Below are 18,066 nucleotides of genomic sequence, written 5' to 3'. Positions count from 1 at the left end.
CCTCACCCGGCGCCGTGCGCCGCCTTCTCCAGATTGGAGAACGATCGAAGCCTCTCTCCCTGCGGGAGAGGGGTTGGGGTGAGGGTCGGTACAAGCGACGTATCGATCCAGCTCGCTGTGATGTCCAACATTGGCTGTCGCGTCACTTGGCGTCGAATGACGACTGACCGCGCTGATCGATTTCTGTGGGTGGCTTTGCCCCGTACCCTCACCCCAACCCCTTATCTCTTGGCGATCTGCCAGATTAGGTGTCGAGAGCCGGCGTGGTCGACCGATAACCCACAGGTCTAAACAACCGCGGGAGAGCGAGGTCGCCACGCCGGGATCTCCTGGCAAACGCCCGAACAGTTGCTGGAGTTGGCACTCGTAACGATCAGGCTGGGCAGCCCAGGAGAGCTCTCGACCCTTCGAGCATAGCGGAGTTTTTCCATGGCATACGGCGTAGGTATCGATGTCAGCAAGCAGTGGTTGGATGTGCATGTGCATGGCTGCAAAGGCGAACGGCGCTTCCCCAACACGGCGGCAGGTCTGCGCCAGCTGCGCAGCTGGCTGGGACACATGGAGCTGCACCAGGTGGTACTGGAAGCCACGGGCGGCTACGAACTGGCAGCGTTGGATGCGCTGCATGCGGCCGGCCTGCCGGTGGCGCGTGTGAACCCTCGCCAAGCGCGTGACTTTGCCAAGGCCATCGGCCAACTGGCCAAGACCGACACCTTGGATGCGCGTGTGCTGGCGCAGATGGCGATGGTGGTATCACTCACGCCCTACCAGCCGCTGGAAGGCTGGCGCCGTCAGCTGCGCGAGTACCAGCAGCGCCGCACGCAGGTGTTGGCGACGGTGCAGCAGGAGCGCCAGCGGCTGTCTCAACTGACCGATGTGTGGCTGCGCAAGCGGGCGCAGGCCGGCGTGCGGCAATGGCAAAAAGAGCTGGCGGAGTTGGATGCGCGCATCGCCCAACAGGTGGCTGCACGTGCCGAGCTGGAGGTGCTGGTCCAGGTCAAGGGCGTCGGCCCGGTGCTGGTCGCGACCTTGGCGGCGCAGCTGCCCGAGCTGGGCCGTCTCACCGGCAAGGCGATCGCCAAACTGGTCGGGGTGGCGCCGCTGGCACGCGACAGCGGCACGTTGCGCGGTGCCCGCAGCATCTGGGGAGGACGCGCCTGCGTGCGGCAAGTGCTGTACATGGCGGCGCTGGTGGCGGTGCGCTTCAACCCGGCCCTGCGCGAGTTTTACCAGCGGCTACGCACGCAGGGCAAAGCGGGCAAGGTCGCCCTCGTGGCGGCGATGCGCAAATTATTGGTCATCCTCAACGCCAAGATGCGAGATCAACTGGCGGCTAGCGCCGCCAGTTGATCAAGACAGTTGCTCTCCCGAGGGGAGAGGGGCTTTTCGCTTCTCTTCGCGTGGGAGGGTGGTGCGCAATGGCGTGCCCATTAGCTGGCATGCTTGCGCGATGTCCAAAGCCCGCCTGCCAGCGTCGCATCCATGTGCCACTCCCGCTGGGCGTGCCGCTCTCAAGGCGGAAGCACTTTCCAGCGAGCAGGCGCGACTGCGCATTGTTGCGGTGATCCGTGCAATTCCTTCTGGCCAGGTGGCCGGCTACGGCGAAGTCGCACTGCGTGCCGGTCTTCCCGGACGGGCGCGGCTGGTGGCGCGCGTGCTCAGCGGCAATGACGACCCACAGTTGCCCTGGCACCGCGTGTTGCGCAGCGACGGCCGGATCGCCCTGCCCGAAGGCTCGGCAGGCTATCGCGAGCAGTGTCAGCGGTTACGCGCCGAAGGCGTGCAGGTAGCGCGGGGGCGTGTGCGCCGGGCCAGTGCTGCGCAGCGGTTGGATGCGGCCGTGTGGGCGCCTTCATAAGCCTGCCGTTATCATCGGGGGCATTCCGAAGGAGGCCGCCATGCCCCAACTGCCCCCCGTCACCAAAGCGTTGTTGATCGCCAATATCGGCTTGTTCCTGTTGCAGTGGGCCTTGGGCGATCTGGGCGCCGGGGTGCTGCCGTCCGACACGGCACTGTCGTCGTTGATGCTGTGGCCGATCTCCAACGGCTTCGATGCGTTTTCGCTGGGCGCCAGTTTCATGCCCTGGCAGTTGCTGACCTATGCGTTCCTGCATGGCGGTTTCAACCACCTGTTCTTCAACATGCTGGCGCTTTTCATGTTTGGCGCGCCGTTGGAACAGACCTGGGGCCAGAAGCGCTTTCTCACGTACTATCTGGTGTGTGTGGCCGGTGCCGGCGTGTGCCAGCTGCTGATGGCCTGGTTCACGCAAAGCGGTGCGCCGGTGGTGGGTGCGTCGGGCGGTGTGTTCGGCTTGCTGCTGGCCTACGGCATGTTGTTCCCGAATCAGCGCGTGATGCTGCTGTTCCCACCGATTCCGATGAAGGCGCGCACCTTCGTGATCGTGTTCGGCGCGATCGAATTGTTCCTGGGTGCAACCGGCTGGCAGCCGGGCGTGGCGCACTTCGCGCATCTGGGCGGCATGCTGTTCGGCTGGTTGATGATCCGCTACTGGCGCGGCCAGTCGCCGTTCGGCGGCAACGGTGGCCGCAAGGGCGGTGGCAAGGGCCGCAAGCCGCCGTTGCGCGTGGTGCGCTGAGTCGGCCACTCACCGGAGCTGCACTGCGTCGTAGGAGCGGCCCTGGCCGCGATGGGGCTTTATCGGTTACGTCCATCGCGGCCTGGTCCGCTCCTGCGTGATCGGGGAAGGCGGTGGACATAAAAAAAAGAGCGCGGAATCCGCGCTCTTTTTTTGTTGCCAGTGGTGACGGGTTGATTGCCAGGGATGACCAGACGCTTGAGTCAGCGCCAGATCTTGATCTGGTCCGCATCCACACGCTGCATTGGCTGGCCCGGCTTGCAGGTGAACGCTGCCCCGAACTCCGGCAGGTTCGACAGCGGGCCGTTGGTGCGCCACTGGCCCGGTGCGCGGATGTCGGCGCTTGCGCGCTGCACCGCTTCGTTGGGCGACAACTGCTGTGCCCACAAGCCGGCCCAGGCAGTGAAGAACGCCTGTTTGTCGGCCTCGGTCGCTGCCGGCTGCGCCTTGCTGAAGGCCTGCCAGGCCAGTTCGACGCCGGCCAGGTCGGCCAGGTTCTCTTCGGCGGTCTGCGCGCCATTGACCTTGGCGTTGGGCACGCCCGGGTACGGGTAGGCCGAGAACTGATTGGCCACCTTGCCGGTGAGCAGCGTCCAGCTGGTCTTTTCGGCCGGCGTCCACCAGCTGCGCAGCTCGCCCTTGGCATCGACCAGCGAACCCTTGGCGTCGATCGCGCGGGTGAGCTCGTGCGCGACCAGCGCACCGTAGGCGCCGTACTGGGCCGCCGGGATGCTGCCGGTGCTCAGCACCGGTGCCTGCAACACGGCAGCGGTGACGATCAGGCGGTTCTGCGCGATGTCGTAAGCCAGCGCCGGCTGCTGCGGCAACACGTCCCAGCGACGGTCGGCGTTGCCCTTGCCGATGCGCTTCATTTCTTCGCGGTGGCGCCAGGTCGAGGCGATCAGCATGTTGCCGCCGAAGCTGCCGCGGCCCATCGGCTGCACGGTGTAGTCCAGATCGCGACGCGGTGCGCCGACTTCGATCTTCATCGCAGCCAGCTTGGCCTTGGCTTCGGCCACCGCTTCGCCATTGCCCCAGCCGGTGCGCTCCAGCGCGGCCAGCTGCGCGTCGCGCACCTGGTCGGCGATGGCTTCGGCCTGGCGGCGGGTGTCGCTGCTCAGGTAACGCGCCACATACTCGCGGCCGAGCATCGGGCCGGCAGCGACGTTGATCGCATCCAGCACCTGCTGCCAACGCTGCGGCGGCAAGGCGTCGCCACGCAGCAGACGGCCGCGGAACTGGGACTCGGCATCGTGGAAGCTCTTGGACAGGTAGGGCGCCATGGCATCGCCCACGCGCCAGCGCAGGTAGGCCTTCCACTGCTCCGGCTTGATGCTGACGATCATGCTGTCGAGCTGCTTGAACATGGCCGGGTCGGCCATCGACACCAGATCGTCCTTGACGCCCTGCGCCTCCAGGAAGTCGGCCAGGCGCAGGTTCTTGTACTGCTTGGTCAGCTCCTTGGTGGCGATCGGGGCGTAGTTGTTGAACGGGTTGTTGATGCCCTGCACCGACTGTGCGCTACGCGCCAGTGCGGTTTCGATCTGCAGCACGGAGGCGGCATCGGCTTCGAGCTTGTCGGCCGGGGTGCCGGTCAGCGCCAGGATCTGCTTGACGTAGGCGCGGTAACGGCCCATCAGCGCCTGGGTGTCGGCGTCGGTGCGGGTGTAGAAGGCCGGGTCGGGCAGGCCCATGCCGCCCTGCATGAAGTAGCCGATGTGGCGATCGAGCGCCTTCAGGTCCACGTCCGGGCCAAAGTTGAAGCCGACCGGGATGCCGACCTGATGCAATGCGGCGATGGAAGCGGGGACGTCCTTGGCCTTCTTGATCGCGTCGATGCGCGAAAGCAGAGGGGCGATCGGGTTGGAGCCGTCCTTTTCGACCGCCGCTTCGTCCAGGCCGCTGGCCCAGAAATCGCCAAGCAGCTTCTGCACGTTGCCCTGCGGGGCCTTCATCGATGCATCGAGCAATTCGCGCTGCTGCTGCAGGGCGCGCTCGGACAACTGGCCCAGCGCGGTGACGGCGCCGGCCTGCGGCACCGGGTTGGCCTTGAGCCAGTTGGCGTTGGCGTAGTCGTAGAAATTGGTGCAGGCCGCCGAGACCGCCGGGGCCTTGGGCGCTGCGGCCTTCTTCTTGCGAGCGGCGTCGGCGTCGGGGGCGGACAGCAGCGAGATCAGGCTGAAGCCAAGAGCGAGGGCAAGCGGACGAATGGTGGGCATCGAGAAGAAGGGTGGCCAAAGTAAAGTCGGCGGAGTTTAGCAAGGCTGCGTGCCGCGCAGGCGGGCGGGCGCGGCCGTTCGTCAGCACTACCGGCCGTTTGCATGAACGCGACAGGCCCGCGCGTGCGGGCCTGTGCGGTGTTATCGCATTGGAAGCGCTTGCAGCCGCTTACCAGATCACCACGCGGTCCTTGTCGGCGCGCACCATCGCATCGCCTGCCTTGCAGGAGAACGCCTGGGCGAACTGCGGCATGTTGGACGGCGAGGCGATGGCCCGCAGGTTGGACGGCGAGTGTGGGTCCGAAGCCAGATAGACCAGCTGCTGCTGTTCGCGGATCTGCTCGCGCCAGTTGCGTGCAAAGCCCAGGAAAAACCGTTGTTCCGGGCGGTAGTCGTCGATCGTCTGTGCGCGCTCGGGATGCTCGCGCAGTGCGGTTTGCAAGGCATCGTAGGCAATGTTGATGCCGCCCAGATCGGCGATGTTTTCGCCCAGGGTGAGCTTGCCGTTGACGTGCAGGGTTGGATGGTTCGGCAGCGGCACATAGGCGTCGAATTGCTTGACCAGCAAATCGGTGCGCGCTTCGAAGGCCTTGCGATCCTGCGGCGTCCACCAATTGACATTGTTGCCCGCGCCATCGAATTGGCTGCCCTGATCGTCGAAACCATGCGACGCCTCATGGCCGATGATCGCGCCGATCGCGCCGTAGTTCAGCGCGTCATCCGCGTTGGCATCGAAAAATGGCGGCTGCAGGATTGCGGCCGGGAAATTGATGGAGTTCGTCTGGGGGCTGTAGTACGCGTTGACCGTCTGTGGCGTCATCGTCCAGCGCTTGCGATCGGTGGGTTTTCCGATCTGCGCAATGTCGTAGTGGTAGTTGAACTTTTCCGCGGCCTGCAGGTTGCGGTAATACGCGCCAGGCACGATTTCCAGCCCGGACCAGTCGCGCCACGTGTCCGGGTAACCGATCTTGGGCAGGAAGGTTTCCCACTTTGCCAAGGCCTTGGCCTTGGTCTGCTCGCTCATCCAGTCGACGTGCTCGATCCGTGTCTTGAGTGCGGCGCGGATGTTGTCCACCAATTCTGCGGCGCGTTGCTTGGTGTCGGGCGTGAAGACCTTGGCGACGTACAGTTGGCCCAGGCCTTCGCCCATGGCCCCGTTGACCGCGCCAAGAACGCGCTTCCAGCGCGGCCGTTGTTCGGGCTGCCCGGACAGCGTCTTTCCATAAAAGGCAAAATTGTTATCGACGAATGCCTTGCTGAGCTGCTTGGACGCGTCATCGATGGTGTGGAAGCGCAGATATGCCTGCCACTGCGCCACCGGCGCGGTGGCTAATTGTTGATCGAATGCCGCGAAAAAGCGTGGTTGCGATAGCGAGAAGCCGGGGCCGACATCCACGCCCTGTGCGGCGAAGAAGGTTGTCCACGAAAAGTGCGGTGTGATCTTGTCGGCATCGGCAACGCTGAGGAAGTGGTATTGATTCTTGGGTTGGCGAGCGTCGGTCGGCGCAAGCGATGCAGCAGCCAGGCGCGATTCGAGCGCCATGACGTCGTTGGCCTGGCGTTTGGCCGTGTCGGCATCGCTCCCGGTGAGTTCGAACGATTTGGCAATGTAGGCGAGGTAGGCCGCGCGGATGGGAGCGTATTGCGCAGCGGTGTAATAGTCCCTGGTCGGCAGGCCCAGGCCGCTTTCCTGGGCAAACGCGATCTGCTGTTCGGCCTTGCGGAAATCGGGGCCGGCACCGAAGTTGAACACCAGTGCGTCGCCTTCTGCGTAGCGTTTGGTGATGTAGTCGGCAATCGCGGTGCTGGAGCTGAGTGCGGCAATCGCCTCCAGCTGCGGACGAATGGGGTCGTAGCCGGCTGCTTCGATGGCGCGTTCGTCCATGCCCGAGGCGTACAGCACGCCCAGTTTGCGGGTCAGGGGATCGGATTGTTTGTCTGCCTGCTCTGCAGCGGCTTCGACAATCTGTCGCTGCGTGGCCAGGCTTTTTTCCAGCAGTTCGTCGAACACCCCCCAGCTGGTCTGGTCGGGTGGGATCGGATTGGCTTTGGCCCACTTGGCATTGACGAAGCTATCCAGGTTCGTACACGCGCTTGACGCGGTGTCCAGCTGGCCGATATCAAAGGCCGGCTTGGATGGGGGGGCGGTCGCAGTGGGCGCCGGCGCGGCCTGCGTCTGCACGCTGTTGTCGTCGGATGTGCGCTTGCAGCCCGCCAGTGCGACCAGCAGGGCAAGGGCGAGTGTCGACGTCTTGATGGCTGACATGGGGGAAGGTCGCGGGAAGGAGCGCCGAGGATAGGCGGGCGCAACCGTATTGGCGCATGCGCTTGAGCTTTGTTGAGACTTGTATTTAACGCAAGTGGCTGTTGCGCCAGAGAGGCTCTGAGGGCGCGCAGAAGACACAAGAACACGGCTGTTTGAAGCCAAAGAGTGACGTCGTAAACGTCAGTGTTCGGGTGCAAACACTCTTTGTAGGGCAATGAGATTGGCGACTGATACGCGGCCACAGCCAACCCACGGCGCAGGCCCTGCATCGGACGCGTGAAGGGATCTCGCTGCTCACGCTGCAGTTCCCAAAAAAAGGGCGACGATCTTTCGATCGCCGCCCGCATTTTTTTACAGCGATTGCGCAGTTACCAGATCACAACCTGCCGGTCGCCCTGGCGCACCATCGCATCGCCGGCCTTGCACGAGAACGCGGCGGCGAAGGCCGGCATGTTCGACGGCGCACCGATGGCGCGGAAGTTGGCCGGTGCGTGCGGGTCGGTCTTCAGGCGCACGACGAGTTCTTCGGGGGTGAAATTGCGGCGCCACACCGTGGCCCAGTTGAGGAAGAAGCGCTGGTCGCGGGTGATGCCGTCGGTCTTGGGGTCGTCCTTGCCGGCGGTGGCCGTTTTCATCGCGTCGTAGGCGGTGTTGAGGCCGCCGAGGTCGGCAATGTTTTCGCCCAGGGTCAGATCGCCCTTGACCTTGTCACCGGCCGGCGTGCGGTAGCTGTCGAACTGCGCCACCAGCTTGCCGGTGCGTGCCTTGAACGCGTCCAGGTCTTTCTGCGTCCACCAGCCCGGATCCGGGATGAAGTTGCCATCGGCACCGAAGCGGCTGCCCTGGTCGTCGTAGCCGTGGGTCATCTCATGCCCGATCACCGCACCGATGCCGCCGTAGTTCATTTCCTCCGGTGCGTTCGGGTCGAAAAACGGTGGCTGCAGGATCGCGGCCGGGAACACGATCTCGTTCTGCAGCGGGTTGTAGTACGCATTGACCGTCTGCGGGCTCATGCCCCATTCGGTCTTGTCCACCGGCTTGCCGATCTTGGACAGGTTCCACTTGTAGTTGAATTCCTGCGCGGCCAGCACATTGCCCAGGTAGCTATCGCGACTGGTGGCAAGGCCGTTCCATTCGCGCCACTTGTCCGGGAAGCCGATCTTGGGCGTGAAGCTTTCCCACTTGGCGATCGCCTTGGTCTTGGTCTCCGGGCTCATCCAGTCCAGCTTTTCGATGCGCGCTTTCAACGCGGTGCGCAGGTTGCTCACCAGGGTTTCCATCTTGGCCTTGGAGTCGGCCGGGAAGGCGACCTTGACGTACATCTGGCCTAGTGTTTCGCCGGCCTTGCTGTTAATGGTGGCCAGCACGCGCTTCCAGCGCGGCTTGATTTCCTTCTGGCCGCGCATGGTCTTGTTGTAGAACGCGAAGTTCTCGTCCACGAATGGCTGGCTCAGGAACGGCGAGGCGCCATCGACGATGTGGAAGCGCAGGTAAGCGCGCCAGATCGCCGGATCGGTGTCGGCGATCATCTTGCTCACTTCCTGATGAAAGGCCGGGATTGCCAGCGAGAACATCTCCGGCGTGGCCACGCCCTGCGAGGTGAAGAATTCGGTCCACGACCAGTTCGGTGTCAGCGTGTCGGCAGCGGCCGGCGAGATCGGGTTGTAGGCCAGCGAGGCATCCCGCGACAGTTGCGTGCTGGTCTTGGAGACCTTGGCAAGGCGGGTTTCGAACGCGACCACTTGCTTGGCCTGCGCGGCGGCATCGGCTGCAGTGACGCCGGACAGTTCCAGCACCTTGGCGATATGCGCCTGGTAGGCCTCCAGCTTGGCCTTGTTACCGGCGCTGGTGTAGTACTCAGGATCCGGCAGACCCAGGCCACCCTGCATCGCGTAGGCGATGTTCTGGCTGGATTTCTTGAAGTCAGCCTCGGCGCCGAAGCTGAAGAGAACGTTGTGGCCCTTCGCGGCGCTGCTGCGCAGATAGCCCACCAGCTTGGTCTGGTCGCTGATGGCGTCGATGGCGGCCAGTTCCGGCTTCAGCGGCGCGATGCCCTGGGCATTGATCTTGGCTTCGTCCATGCCGGTGGACCACAGGTCGCCGACGATCTTTTCCACGCCGGTCGCCTTGCTGTCGGCGGCGGCCTGTTCCACCAACTGCTGCTGGATGGCGTTGGAGCGCTCGTCGAGCATCTCGAATGCGCCCCAGCTGGTGCGGTCGCTCGGCACCGGGTTGGCAGCCAGGAACTTGGCGTTGGCGTAGGCATTGAGATCGGTGCAGGCGTTGCCGTTTGCATCCAGATCGGCCGCAGTGAACTGGTTCACCGCCGGCAGCTTGCTCTGGTCCAGGGTCAGCGTCTTGGGTGCAGCGGACGTGGTTGCCGCTGTGTCGCCCGCGGGGGCGGCAGGCGCGGCGTCTTCAGACTTCTTGCAAGCGCTCAGCGCGGTGGCTACGGCCAGGGTCAACGTCAACAGATGAGGTGTACGAATCACAAAGGACTCCAGAAGCATCAATGGGAAGCCCCGTCGCCAGGGCCGTGGCCGGCACTCTACGCCTCGCCAGCCGGATGGCATGGTGTCGGAGGTCATGGGTGCGGGGTGTGTAGATGGTCGGGAGGCGGGCTGCGAAGCAGCTGCACCAGCAGTCGCACTTAAAAAAACGGCCCCTTTCGGGGCCGTGGTGAAGTGCGTGTTCTAGTTCCGAATGCTGCGCTTAAAAGTCATAAGCCGCAGAGAGACGAACGAACCGCGGTGGGTTGAAGTAGGTGCCCATGCCATACGTGTTCGACACCGTGTAACGGTCATCCCCGTACACCGCTTCCGCACGGGTGGCATCGCGGTCGTTGAGTACGTTGAAGACCTGCAGCCCGATGGCGAGCTTGTGATCGGCAAACGACGGGCGATAGGTCACGCCCAGGTCCAGATTCGTCAGCCAAGGCGTGCGGCCTGCGTCGCCCGGACGCGAAGGGGAACCGGCGCAATAGTGGTAGGCCGACTCATAGCCGATCGGATCCTGCTCGCCCTCACCGAAATAGCCCAAGCACGATTTGGGTGTGCCGGACAACACGCGCACTGTGGCAGATGCCATCCATTCCGGTGTGAACTGATAGGCACCGAATGCCTTGAACTGATGGCGGCGATCATTGGCCAGACTTCCGCCTGCGTAGTACATCAGCTCTGCCGAGTCCCAATCCTGCGTTTTGGAAACGTCAGCCTGTCCCAGATCGGATTTCACCTGGCCTTCGGTGTTGCCGTACAGATGCGACCAGGTGTAATCGACGCGGCCGAACCACTTTTCGTCAAATGGATGTTCCAGGAACAAGTCGACCGACACGTAGTTACGCTTGGCACCGCTGGTGAATCCCCAATCCTCCTGAGACATGCGCACCTGCGTGCGGCCCGAGCCGTCAACATTGGTCAGGTTGTAGGTGTTGGTTTCGCCAGGATTGAACATCACGCAACCAGGAATGGCGACCGATGAGGCGTCGATGCCACCGGCTTCGAGCTTGTCGGCGATCCGGCCTGTATCGCAGACATCGTCGATCGCGGTCTGCAGCTTGCGATAGGTCACCTTTGCACCCGAGTTCCACTTCTCGCCGAGCGTCTTTTCGAAGCCCATCAGGAACTCATCCTGGTACTGAGACTTCAGATCGCTCGGTGCGAACGAATTCGGGTCGGGCGTCTGGCCGTATTCGCCGTTCGAGGAGACCGGGCCCGGGCCCAGCGCTCTCAAGCCGGTCGGCTCTCCGTTTGCATCCAAGCCGCTATACGCGAAATATTCGTCGGTGTAGGTGGAGGCAGACGCACCACGCACTGCAACACTGTTTGGCAGCGCCAGGTAGTAACGCCCGAGGTTGGCATACAGCTTCAGCGACGAATCGCCGAACACATCCCAGCTCACGCCCAGACGTGGTGCCCATTGGTCGCCACTGTCAACGTACGGAGCGCCGGCACTATTGAAGTTGGTGAACTTGTCGTTGCGGATGCCCAGCAGGACCAGCCACTTGTCGCTGACCTGCCAGCGGTCTTCCAGGTAGTACGCCTTCTGCTCGACGGCCATGCTGGTGGTCGTGGTGAAGATACGGCGCTGCGCATAGTAGCCATTGCCGCCCGATGGGCCGACACCCAGACTAGGACGGATGTCGACAGCCGGGTTGGACTGCCGTGCGAACAACCACTGGTATCCAGGCCCAGTGGTGCGAACACCCTCGTCAGACGCATTGAAATACATGTTGTCCACGCCAGCGGTCAGGTCGTGGTCACCGAGCCGGTATTCGAGTTCAAGCCGCAGGCTGCGGGTCTTGTTCTGTGGGCGATCGGCCTTGGTGCGGCTGCTTGCCTGATCGTTGGTAATCGGCGCACCGCCGGTCAGTGCAGGATCCTGATTGGTCACATTCTGCAGGTAAGGCAGGTTGGAGACGTACGGATTGCTCTGCAGATTGTCCTGGCGGCTACGGCCCCAGGTGGCGTTCAAGGTCAGGTCATCGGTGAGATAACCGGTGTACTTGAAGATGTCGTAACGGTCCTTGATCTTGTAGGCATCGGCGAATGTCCCGCTACGACCACCGCCGGACAAGGTGTCGTAGTCGAAATCGGTGTAGTAGCCCGCGCGACGATCGGTGCTTTCGATGCGGGTGTATTCCAGGATGTTGCTGTCGTTGATGTTCCAGTCGATCTTGCCGTAGAACTTCGGCGCGCTGTAGGAGTAGTTGTTCCGCCCCAGGACGCTTGCTGCGCTGGAGTTGGTGGACACGCCATCGGTCTTGTCGGATTCGCCGGCAACAAACACGAACAACTTGTCTTGGATCAGCGGTCCGCCCGCGTAAGCGCTATAGACAGTACGGTTGGCTGCGTCGTCCTTGCGGCTACGGTAAAGCGTTCCAGGCTGGTCGGGATTGGTGTATTCGAAATCTGCTGGCAGCGTGTTGTTGGGGAAGCGCACGTTTTCGGGCGAGCTTGCCAGTGCCTTGGGCTCCCACACGGCCTGAGCGCCGAAGTGCCATTCGTTGGTGCCGCGCTTGCCCACCTGATTGATCACGCCGCCAGTCGAGCGACCGTAGCGCGCGCTGTAACCGCCGGTGTAGGTTTCCTGCTGGTCGATGGCGCCATACGGCAAGCTCACGCCACCCAGGTTGCTGAGCGGATTACTGACATTGAATCCGTTGATGTAGTACGCATTTTCGGTGACGCCTGCGCCGCCGAACGACACGACCGAACGCGAGCCGTTATCGAACGCGCCGCTGCCTGCGACGGCCCCTGGTGCCAGCAGCGCGATTGCTTCGGCGCTGCGTCCAAGTGGCAGGATCGCAAGCTGCTGGGAAGTGATGACCGAACGTGACGACGTGGAGCTGACATCGATCTTCGGTGCGTTTGCGGCCGTCACCGTGATGGCACCGAGCGTGGTTGCATCTGCGTTGCTGCCGGAAGCACTTGCGCCAGCGAACGAGACTTCGGTGCCCGAGCCGACGCGCAGCTGCACGTTCGTGCGGGTATCGACGACTTGGTCGCCGCGCTTCAGGGTGACGGTGTAGGCGCCCACCGGCAGCGAGCCCAGGTTATAGCGGCCAGTGGCGTCGATGGTGATGGTGCGGCTGAGGCCGGTGTCGCTCTGTACGACAATGGTGCTGCCCGCTTCGGAGGGAGCGCTGCCGTAGATGCTGCCGGTGGTGCTCTGCGCATAGACCGCGCCGTTGGCTAGGCAAGCACCGAGCACGACGGCAAGGGCGGTGCGCTTGAGGACCTGGCGACGAAACTGATTGCTCATTCCTGACCTTTCAACTGGAGTGCGGATAAGGGGCGGTCATCGGGGAGTCGGATGGCCTTAACCCGAACGTAATGAATGTCTGCGCGGCAGTGCAAGCATTTACAACGATTTGTTAATGAAATAATGGAAATCCGCACAGGAAGCGAGGAAGTCGGCACAGAATCCCGGCCGGGCGCACATGCAAACAAACAACCTCGACTGCATGTTCGAGTTAATGGTTACGTTCGATAAAGATTGCAGCCAGCTCAACCAAGCTAGCTCGACCGCCATCTGCTTTATGCAGAGGCGGATAAATGTCCCAGGCTCGCCGAACCCGCAAAAAAAAAGCCCCGACACGCGGGGCTCTTTCTACGCTCACGCAGCTATCAGAATTTCACGGTCGTCCCCAGATAGAAGAACCGGCCCACGTTGTCGTACAACGCGGAGTTGAGGTCCGAGCCGAAGTAGTTACGCGGCGGATCCTTGTCGAAGGCGTTGTCGATGCCCAGGTAGACGTCGATCTTCGAGCCGGGGAATTGATAGCCGAACTGGAAGTTGTGGTAGACGTACGAACCGTTCTTGATCGGGCTGGCCGAGCCCGGGTTGCTGTTGTAGCTTTCCGGGGTCACGCGTAGGTTGCCGTCCACGTAGTTCATGTCCCATGAGGCGCGCCATTCGTTCCAGTTGTATTTGGTCTGGAACTGCGCGCGCCAGCGTGGGTCGGTCACGTAGGTCACGTACTCGTCGTATTCCTGCGGAAAGTCCTGGAATACCCACTCGCGCGACTGGATCAGGCGGGTGCCGACAAAGCGCAGCACGGTGTTGCCTTGGCCAATCTGGAAACGGTAATCCATTTCCAGATCCACGCCCACGCGCCGCGAACGGGCGAGGTTTTCGTTGAGCGCCTGCCAGCCGATGATGCTGTGCTCGGGATAGATGCGGCCCTGCGGGTCGGTGAAGCCGCCCAGCGGTGCGCGCTGCACGAAGCCGCAGAAGCTGTTGCCGATGCCGCCGGGGTTATCCACGCAACGCGTCGCATTGGTTTCGGCCGTCACGGCGCCGATGGCATCGCGCAGATCGATGCGCCAGTAGTCGATCGACATGCCGAAGCCTTCGAAGAACTCCGGCTGCCAGACCAGGCCGTAGGACAGGCTGCGCGCGCGCTCCGGCTTCAATTTCGGGTTGCCGCCGCTCACGCCGGGGCGGCTGGCGGTGTAGGTGTCGATCCAGCCGACCGGCACGCCCAGCGCACTGCAATTGGCCTGACGCAACCCGACATCGCCGGCCGTGCCCGGACGATTGGTATTGGTGGGCAGGTAGTTGCAGGGGTCGTTGATGGTGGCGAAGTTTTCGCTCTGCGAGTCGTACAACTCGCCGATGCTGGGCGCACGCACCGCCTGCGCCAGCGTGCCGCGCAACCGCAGCGACGGGATGATGGTCCAGTCCAGGCCGATGTTCCAGGTCTTGGTCGAGCCGATGCTGCTGTAGTCCGAGTAACGGCCCGCCACATCCAGCGCCAACCGGTCCACGCCCGGCAGGCCGGCCAGCAGTGGAATGGTGCTTTCGACGAAGACTTCCTTGACGTTGTATTCGCCGCCGCTGTTGGGGATGGCGTTGAGGAAGGTCACGCCCGATGCGGCCAATGGGTCGGTGACTTCCTCGCTTTGCTCCTTGCGGTATTCCACGCCGCCGGCGATGCCGATGTCGCCGGCCGGCAGCGACAGCAGGTTGCTATTAGCCACCGAGGCGCTGAACACGGTTTGCTGGATCTTGGCCTGCGAGCGCGCGGTGGTGTTGAACCACGCAGCCGCTTCCGGGGTGACCGCACCGTTGCCGAAAATGCTGAAGGGCACGCAGCCTTCGCGCGCCAGTGCCGAATACACGCGGTTGGTGTTGGGGTTGATCGCGCTTGGATCCAGGGTGGTGCGGCAAACGATATTGCCGTTGGCATCGCGCGCGGCATCGATGCCGGCCTGCCAGCGCTCGTTGATGCGGTTGTTGAGGTTGAGGCGGTCCACCGTGGTCTTGCCGTAGTTGGCAGACACGTCGTAGGTCCAGTTGTCGGTGACGTTGCCTTCGGCACCGAGCACCGCGCGGTAGGTCTTGCGCTCGATGTTTTCACCACGGCGGCCGGCATCGACGTTGAAGCGGTTCATCAGGATCTGCGTGGCGCCGCGCGAATCCATCAGCGCGCCCAGTTCGGGGCTGACATACGGGTTCTGGCGGCGCACGCGCAGCGAGCTGTCGAATGCCGGCTGGCCGAAGAATTCCGAATCGGTTTCGCTGTACTTGCCTTCGAAGAACACGCGATGGGTTTCGCTGAGCTCGAAGTTGATCATGGTATTGACGCTCTTGCGGTCGAAGCCGGGCTGCAGGTCGGCCACCGCGTTGAGGTCGGCAAAATCGCAATCCACGCACGAGGTGTTGCTCACCACGGTGCCGTTGTAACGGTTGCGGCGGAAGCTGCCGTCGTCGTTGAACAGATAACGGTTGCCGTACGTGGCGGGGTTGCGGAAGTCGAACGTGCCCAGGTTGAAGGTGCCGCCGTAGGATGTGCCGTGGTTGCCGCCCGGGCCGCTGAGCACGGTCTGCGGGTTGCTCTCGCTTGGCGGGCGGCTCGGATCGAAGCTGGGGTTCTGCACGCTGACCAGGTACTCGCGGCCGATGGCGCGGTTACCGCGGCCGAAGCGATCCTGCTTGCTGTATTCGCCCGAGATGGCGATGTTGCCGCGGCCTTGCGCAAAGTCGGTGCCGGCAGAGAAGCTTGCAAACGAGCGGTTGTAATTGCCTTCATCGGCCAGGCCTGTCTGTGCGCGGGTCTCGAAGCCGGTGAACGATTTCTTGAGGATGAAGTTGACCACGCCGGCCACCGCATCGGCGCCGTAAACGGCCGACGCACCACCGGTAATGACTTCCACGCGCTCGACCCATTCCACCGGAATGGTGTTGACGTCCACCGCGGTCGAGCCCGGGCTTGAGCCCACATGGCGGCGGCCGTTGACCAGCACCAGCGTGCGGTCCACGCCCATGCCGCGCAGGTCGAGTAGGCCCAGGCCGGCGGTACCGATGAAGCGGGTGGAATTGCCCAGGGTGTAGCTCGGCGCCAGCGCCGGCATGCGTGCCATCAGGTCGCTGATGGTGGTCGCGCCGGTGGCGCGGATTTCTTCGGAGGTGATTGCGGTGACCGGGGAGGGGGTGACGAAACCGGTACGCGCAATGCGCGAGCCGGTGACGGTGACCTTGTCCAGATCGGTGGTGCCGGGGGCGACGCCATTTTCCGATTGCGCGGCAACGTGGCCGGCCGGTGCGACCAGCGCGGCCAACAAGGCGGCGCTCAAACGATGACGACGGGTGCGTTGCGGGAGACGACTCGACATGATCTTTGCGGATTCCTGTACTGACGATTCGGGGTAACGGCTGGGCTCGCTGAGCGCTAGCTGAACTGAATCTCTAACGTAACAATCCCTTAATCTTGTGTCCACAATTGTGAAATATGTCGGTGTTTGACACGCGCGTGCATCGAGACTGGATATCGCGGTAGAGCCGGGCATGTACGGCGATTTGGACACGAGCCGGTAAACTGCACCGCTTCGCAAGCGCACGGTCAGGCAGTGGCTGCGTGCTGCATACGATGAAACGGGTAGACAATGGCGATGAAGTTGAAACAGCACGTGCGCGCCGCCGCGGGTGCAACCCGGGGCCGCGACGCATGAGCGGCGAACGCAGAATTGCCGCACATGCAGTGCAGGGCGCGCTCGCCCCGCATCCGCGCATCCGCAATGTCATTGCGGTGGGCTCGGGCAAGGGCGGGGTGGGCAAGTCCACCACTGCGGTAAACCTGGCGCTGGCGCTGCGCCAGCTGGGTGCGCGGGTGGGCGTGCTGGATGCCGATATCTATGGCCCCAGCGTGCCGGCGATGCTGGGCCTGAGCGGGCGACCGGACAGCCCGGACAACAAGTCGATCGAGCCCTTGCGCGCGTTCGGGATCGAGGCGATGTCGATCGGCCTGTTGGTGGATCAGGACACCCCGATGATCTGGCGCGGGCCGATGGCGACGTCCGCCCTGACCCAGCTGTTCAACGACACCCTGTGGGACGACCTGGACTACCTGCTGATCGATCTGCCACCCGGCACCGGCGATATCCAGCTGACCCTGTCGCAAAAGATCCCGGTGGCCGGTGCGGTGATCGTCACCACACCGCAGGACATCGCCACCCTGGATGCGCGCAAGGCCTTGAAGATGTTCGAAAAGGTCGAGGTGCCGGTGCTCGGCATCGTCGAAAACATGGCGGTGCATACCTGCAGCAACTGCGGCCATCGCGAGCATCTGTTCGGCGAAGGCGGCGGCGAGCGCATGGCCGCGCAGTACGGCGTGCCGTTGCTGGGGTCGTTGCCGCTGGAGATCGCGATCCGCGAGCAGGGCGATGCCGGCCAGCCCATCGTGGTGGCCGCGCCAGCGTCGGCAGCGGCGCAGGCCTATCTGGCCGCTGCCACGCGCCTGGCCGAGGAACTGGGCAAGCGGCCGCGCGCCAGCATTCCGATTTCGGCATCGCTGCTGTAATACGCCGGCCGGCCGTCGATGCCGGCCGCTTGCTAGAATTCGCCGTCTTCGCGCGGGCCGCTCGGCCCGCCGCCTTCCGTCTTCAAGGAACACCGCATGAGCATCAAGAGCGACCGCTGGATCAAGCGCATGGCCGAGCAGCACGCGATGATCGAGCCGTTCGAGCCCGGCCAGATCAAGCACGACGCTGCCGGGCAGCGCATCGTCAGCTTCGGCACCTCCAGCTACGGCTACGACGTGCGTTGCTCACGCGAGTTCAAGATCTTCACCAACATCAACTCGACGATCGTGGATCCGAAGCACTTCGATCCGGGCAGTTTTGTCGATGTCGAATCGGATGTCTGCATCATTCCGCCGAACAGCTTCGCGCTGGCGCGCACGGTGGAATATTTCCGCATCCCGCGCGACACCCTGGTGGTGTGCCTGGGCAAGAGCACTTACGCGCGCTGCGGCATCATCGTCAACGTGACCCCGCTGGAGCCGGAGTGGGAAGGTCACGTGACGCTGGAATTCAGTAACACCACGCCGTTGCCGGCGCGCATCTACGCCAACGAAGGCGTGGCGCAGATGTTGTTCTTCCAATCCGATGAGGTGTGCGAGACCTCGTACAAGGATCGCGGCGGCAAGTACCAGGGCCAGACCGGCGTGACCCTGCCGCGCACGTGATGCGATGCATGGGTG

At 63.4% G+C, this 18,066-nt stretch carries 10 protein-coding genes; 5 read left to right on the top strand and 5 right to left on the bottom strand.

Annotation, left to right across the window (positions count from 1 at the left end; genetic code table 11):
- The first annotated feature begins 429 nt into the window (after nt 1-429).
- The 3 genes from M3O59_RS13205 (at nt 430) to M3O59_RS13195 (ending at nt 2,597) form a co-directional block, all read left to right on the top strand.
- The gene (locus M3O59_RS13205) at nt 430-1,350 is read left to right on the top strand and encodes an IS110 family RNA-guided transposase (protein WP_249061058.1); all 921 of its coding nucleotides are present in this window, start codon (nt 430-432) and stop codon (nt 1,348-1,350) included.
- Nucleotides 1,351-1,450: 100 nt separating this feature from the next.
- Entirely contained in the window at nt 1,451-1,858 is a 408-nt protein-coding gene (locus M3O59_RS13200) for an MGMT family protein (RefSeq protein ID WP_064632824.1), read from the top strand.
- 40 nt (nt 1,859-1,898) lie between these two features.
- A complete protein-coding gene (locus M3O59_RS13195; protein WP_064632743.1) occupies nt 1,899-2,597 on the top strand; it encodes a rhomboid family intramembrane serine protease in 699 nt (232 codons plus the stop codon).
- Between the two features lie 203 nt (nt 2,598-2,800).
- Here the strand turns inward: M3O59_RS13195 and M3O59_RS13190 are convergent, their stop codons facing one another.
- The 5 genes from M3O59_RS13190 to M3O59_RS13170 all read right to left on the bottom strand — a co-directional run bounded on the left by M3O59_RS13190 (nt 2,801) and on the right by M3O59_RS13170 (nt 16,201).
- The gene (locus M3O59_RS13190; RefSeq protein WP_116906367.1) at nt 2,801-4,816 is read right to left on the bottom strand and encodes a M13 family metallopeptidase; all 2,016 of its coding nucleotides are present in this window, start codon (nt 4,814-4,816) and stop codon (nt 2,801-2,803) included.
- A 169-nt stretch (nt 4,817-4,985) separates the two neighbouring features.
- The gene (locus tag M3O59_RS13185) at nt 4,986-7,082 is read right to left on the bottom strand and encodes a M13 family metallopeptidase (protein ID WP_116906368.1); all 2,097 of its coding nucleotides are present in this window, start codon (nt 7,080-7,082) and stop codon (nt 4,986-4,988) included.
- A gap of 368 nt (nt 7,083-7,450) precedes the next feature.
- Nucleotides 7,451-9,592 (bottom strand): M13 family metallopeptidase, encoded by a 2,142-nt coding sequence (locus tag M3O59_RS13180; protein ID WP_116906369.1) that lies wholly within the window; start codon nt 9,590-9,592, stop codon nt 7,451-7,453.
- Nucleotides 9,593-9,794: 202 nt separating this feature from the next.
- A complete protein-coding gene (locus M3O59_RS13175) occupies nt 9,795-12,845 on the bottom strand; it encodes a TonB-dependent receptor (protein WP_116906370.1) in 3,051 nt (1,016 codons plus the stop codon).
- A gap of 365 nt (nt 12,846-13,210) precedes the next feature.
- A complete protein-coding gene (locus tag M3O59_RS13170) occupies nt 13,211-16,201 on the bottom strand; it encodes a TonB-dependent receptor plug domain-containing protein (RefSeq protein ID WP_116906371.1) in 2,991 nt (996 codons plus the stop codon).
- Nucleotides 16,202-16,533: 332 nt separating this feature from the next.
- On the opposite strand from M3O59_RS13170, the gene apbC reads away from it, so the two are divergent.
- Together apbC and dcd are read left to right on the top strand one after the other, a co-directional pair.
- Nucleotides 16,534-17,385 carry an iron-sulfur cluster carrier protein ApbC gene (apbC, locus tag M3O59_RS13165; RefSeq protein WP_064634144.1) on the top strand — a complete coding sequence of 284 codons (852 nt, stop codon included), beginning with the start codon at nt 16,534-16,536 and terminating at the stop codon, nt 17,383-17,385.
- Between the two features lie 96 nt (nt 17,386-17,481).
- Nucleotides 17,482-18,051, top strand: coding sequence for a dCTP deaminase (gene dcd / locus M3O59_RS13160; RefSeq protein ID WP_055850006.1), 570 nt, complete (start codon nt 17,482-17,484; stop codon nt 18,049-18,051).
- Nucleotides 18,052-18,066: the final 15 nt, after the last annotated feature.

It is taken from the genome of Xanthomonas nasturtii (assembly GCF_023337365.3).
Taxonomy (GTDB): domain Bacteria; phylum Pseudomonadota; class Gammaproteobacteria; order Xanthomonadales; family Xanthomonadaceae; genus Xanthomonas; species Xanthomonas nasturtii.
Note: the sequence above shows the minus strand (reverse complement) of the source record. Positions and strands in the feature narration are given on the sequence as shown.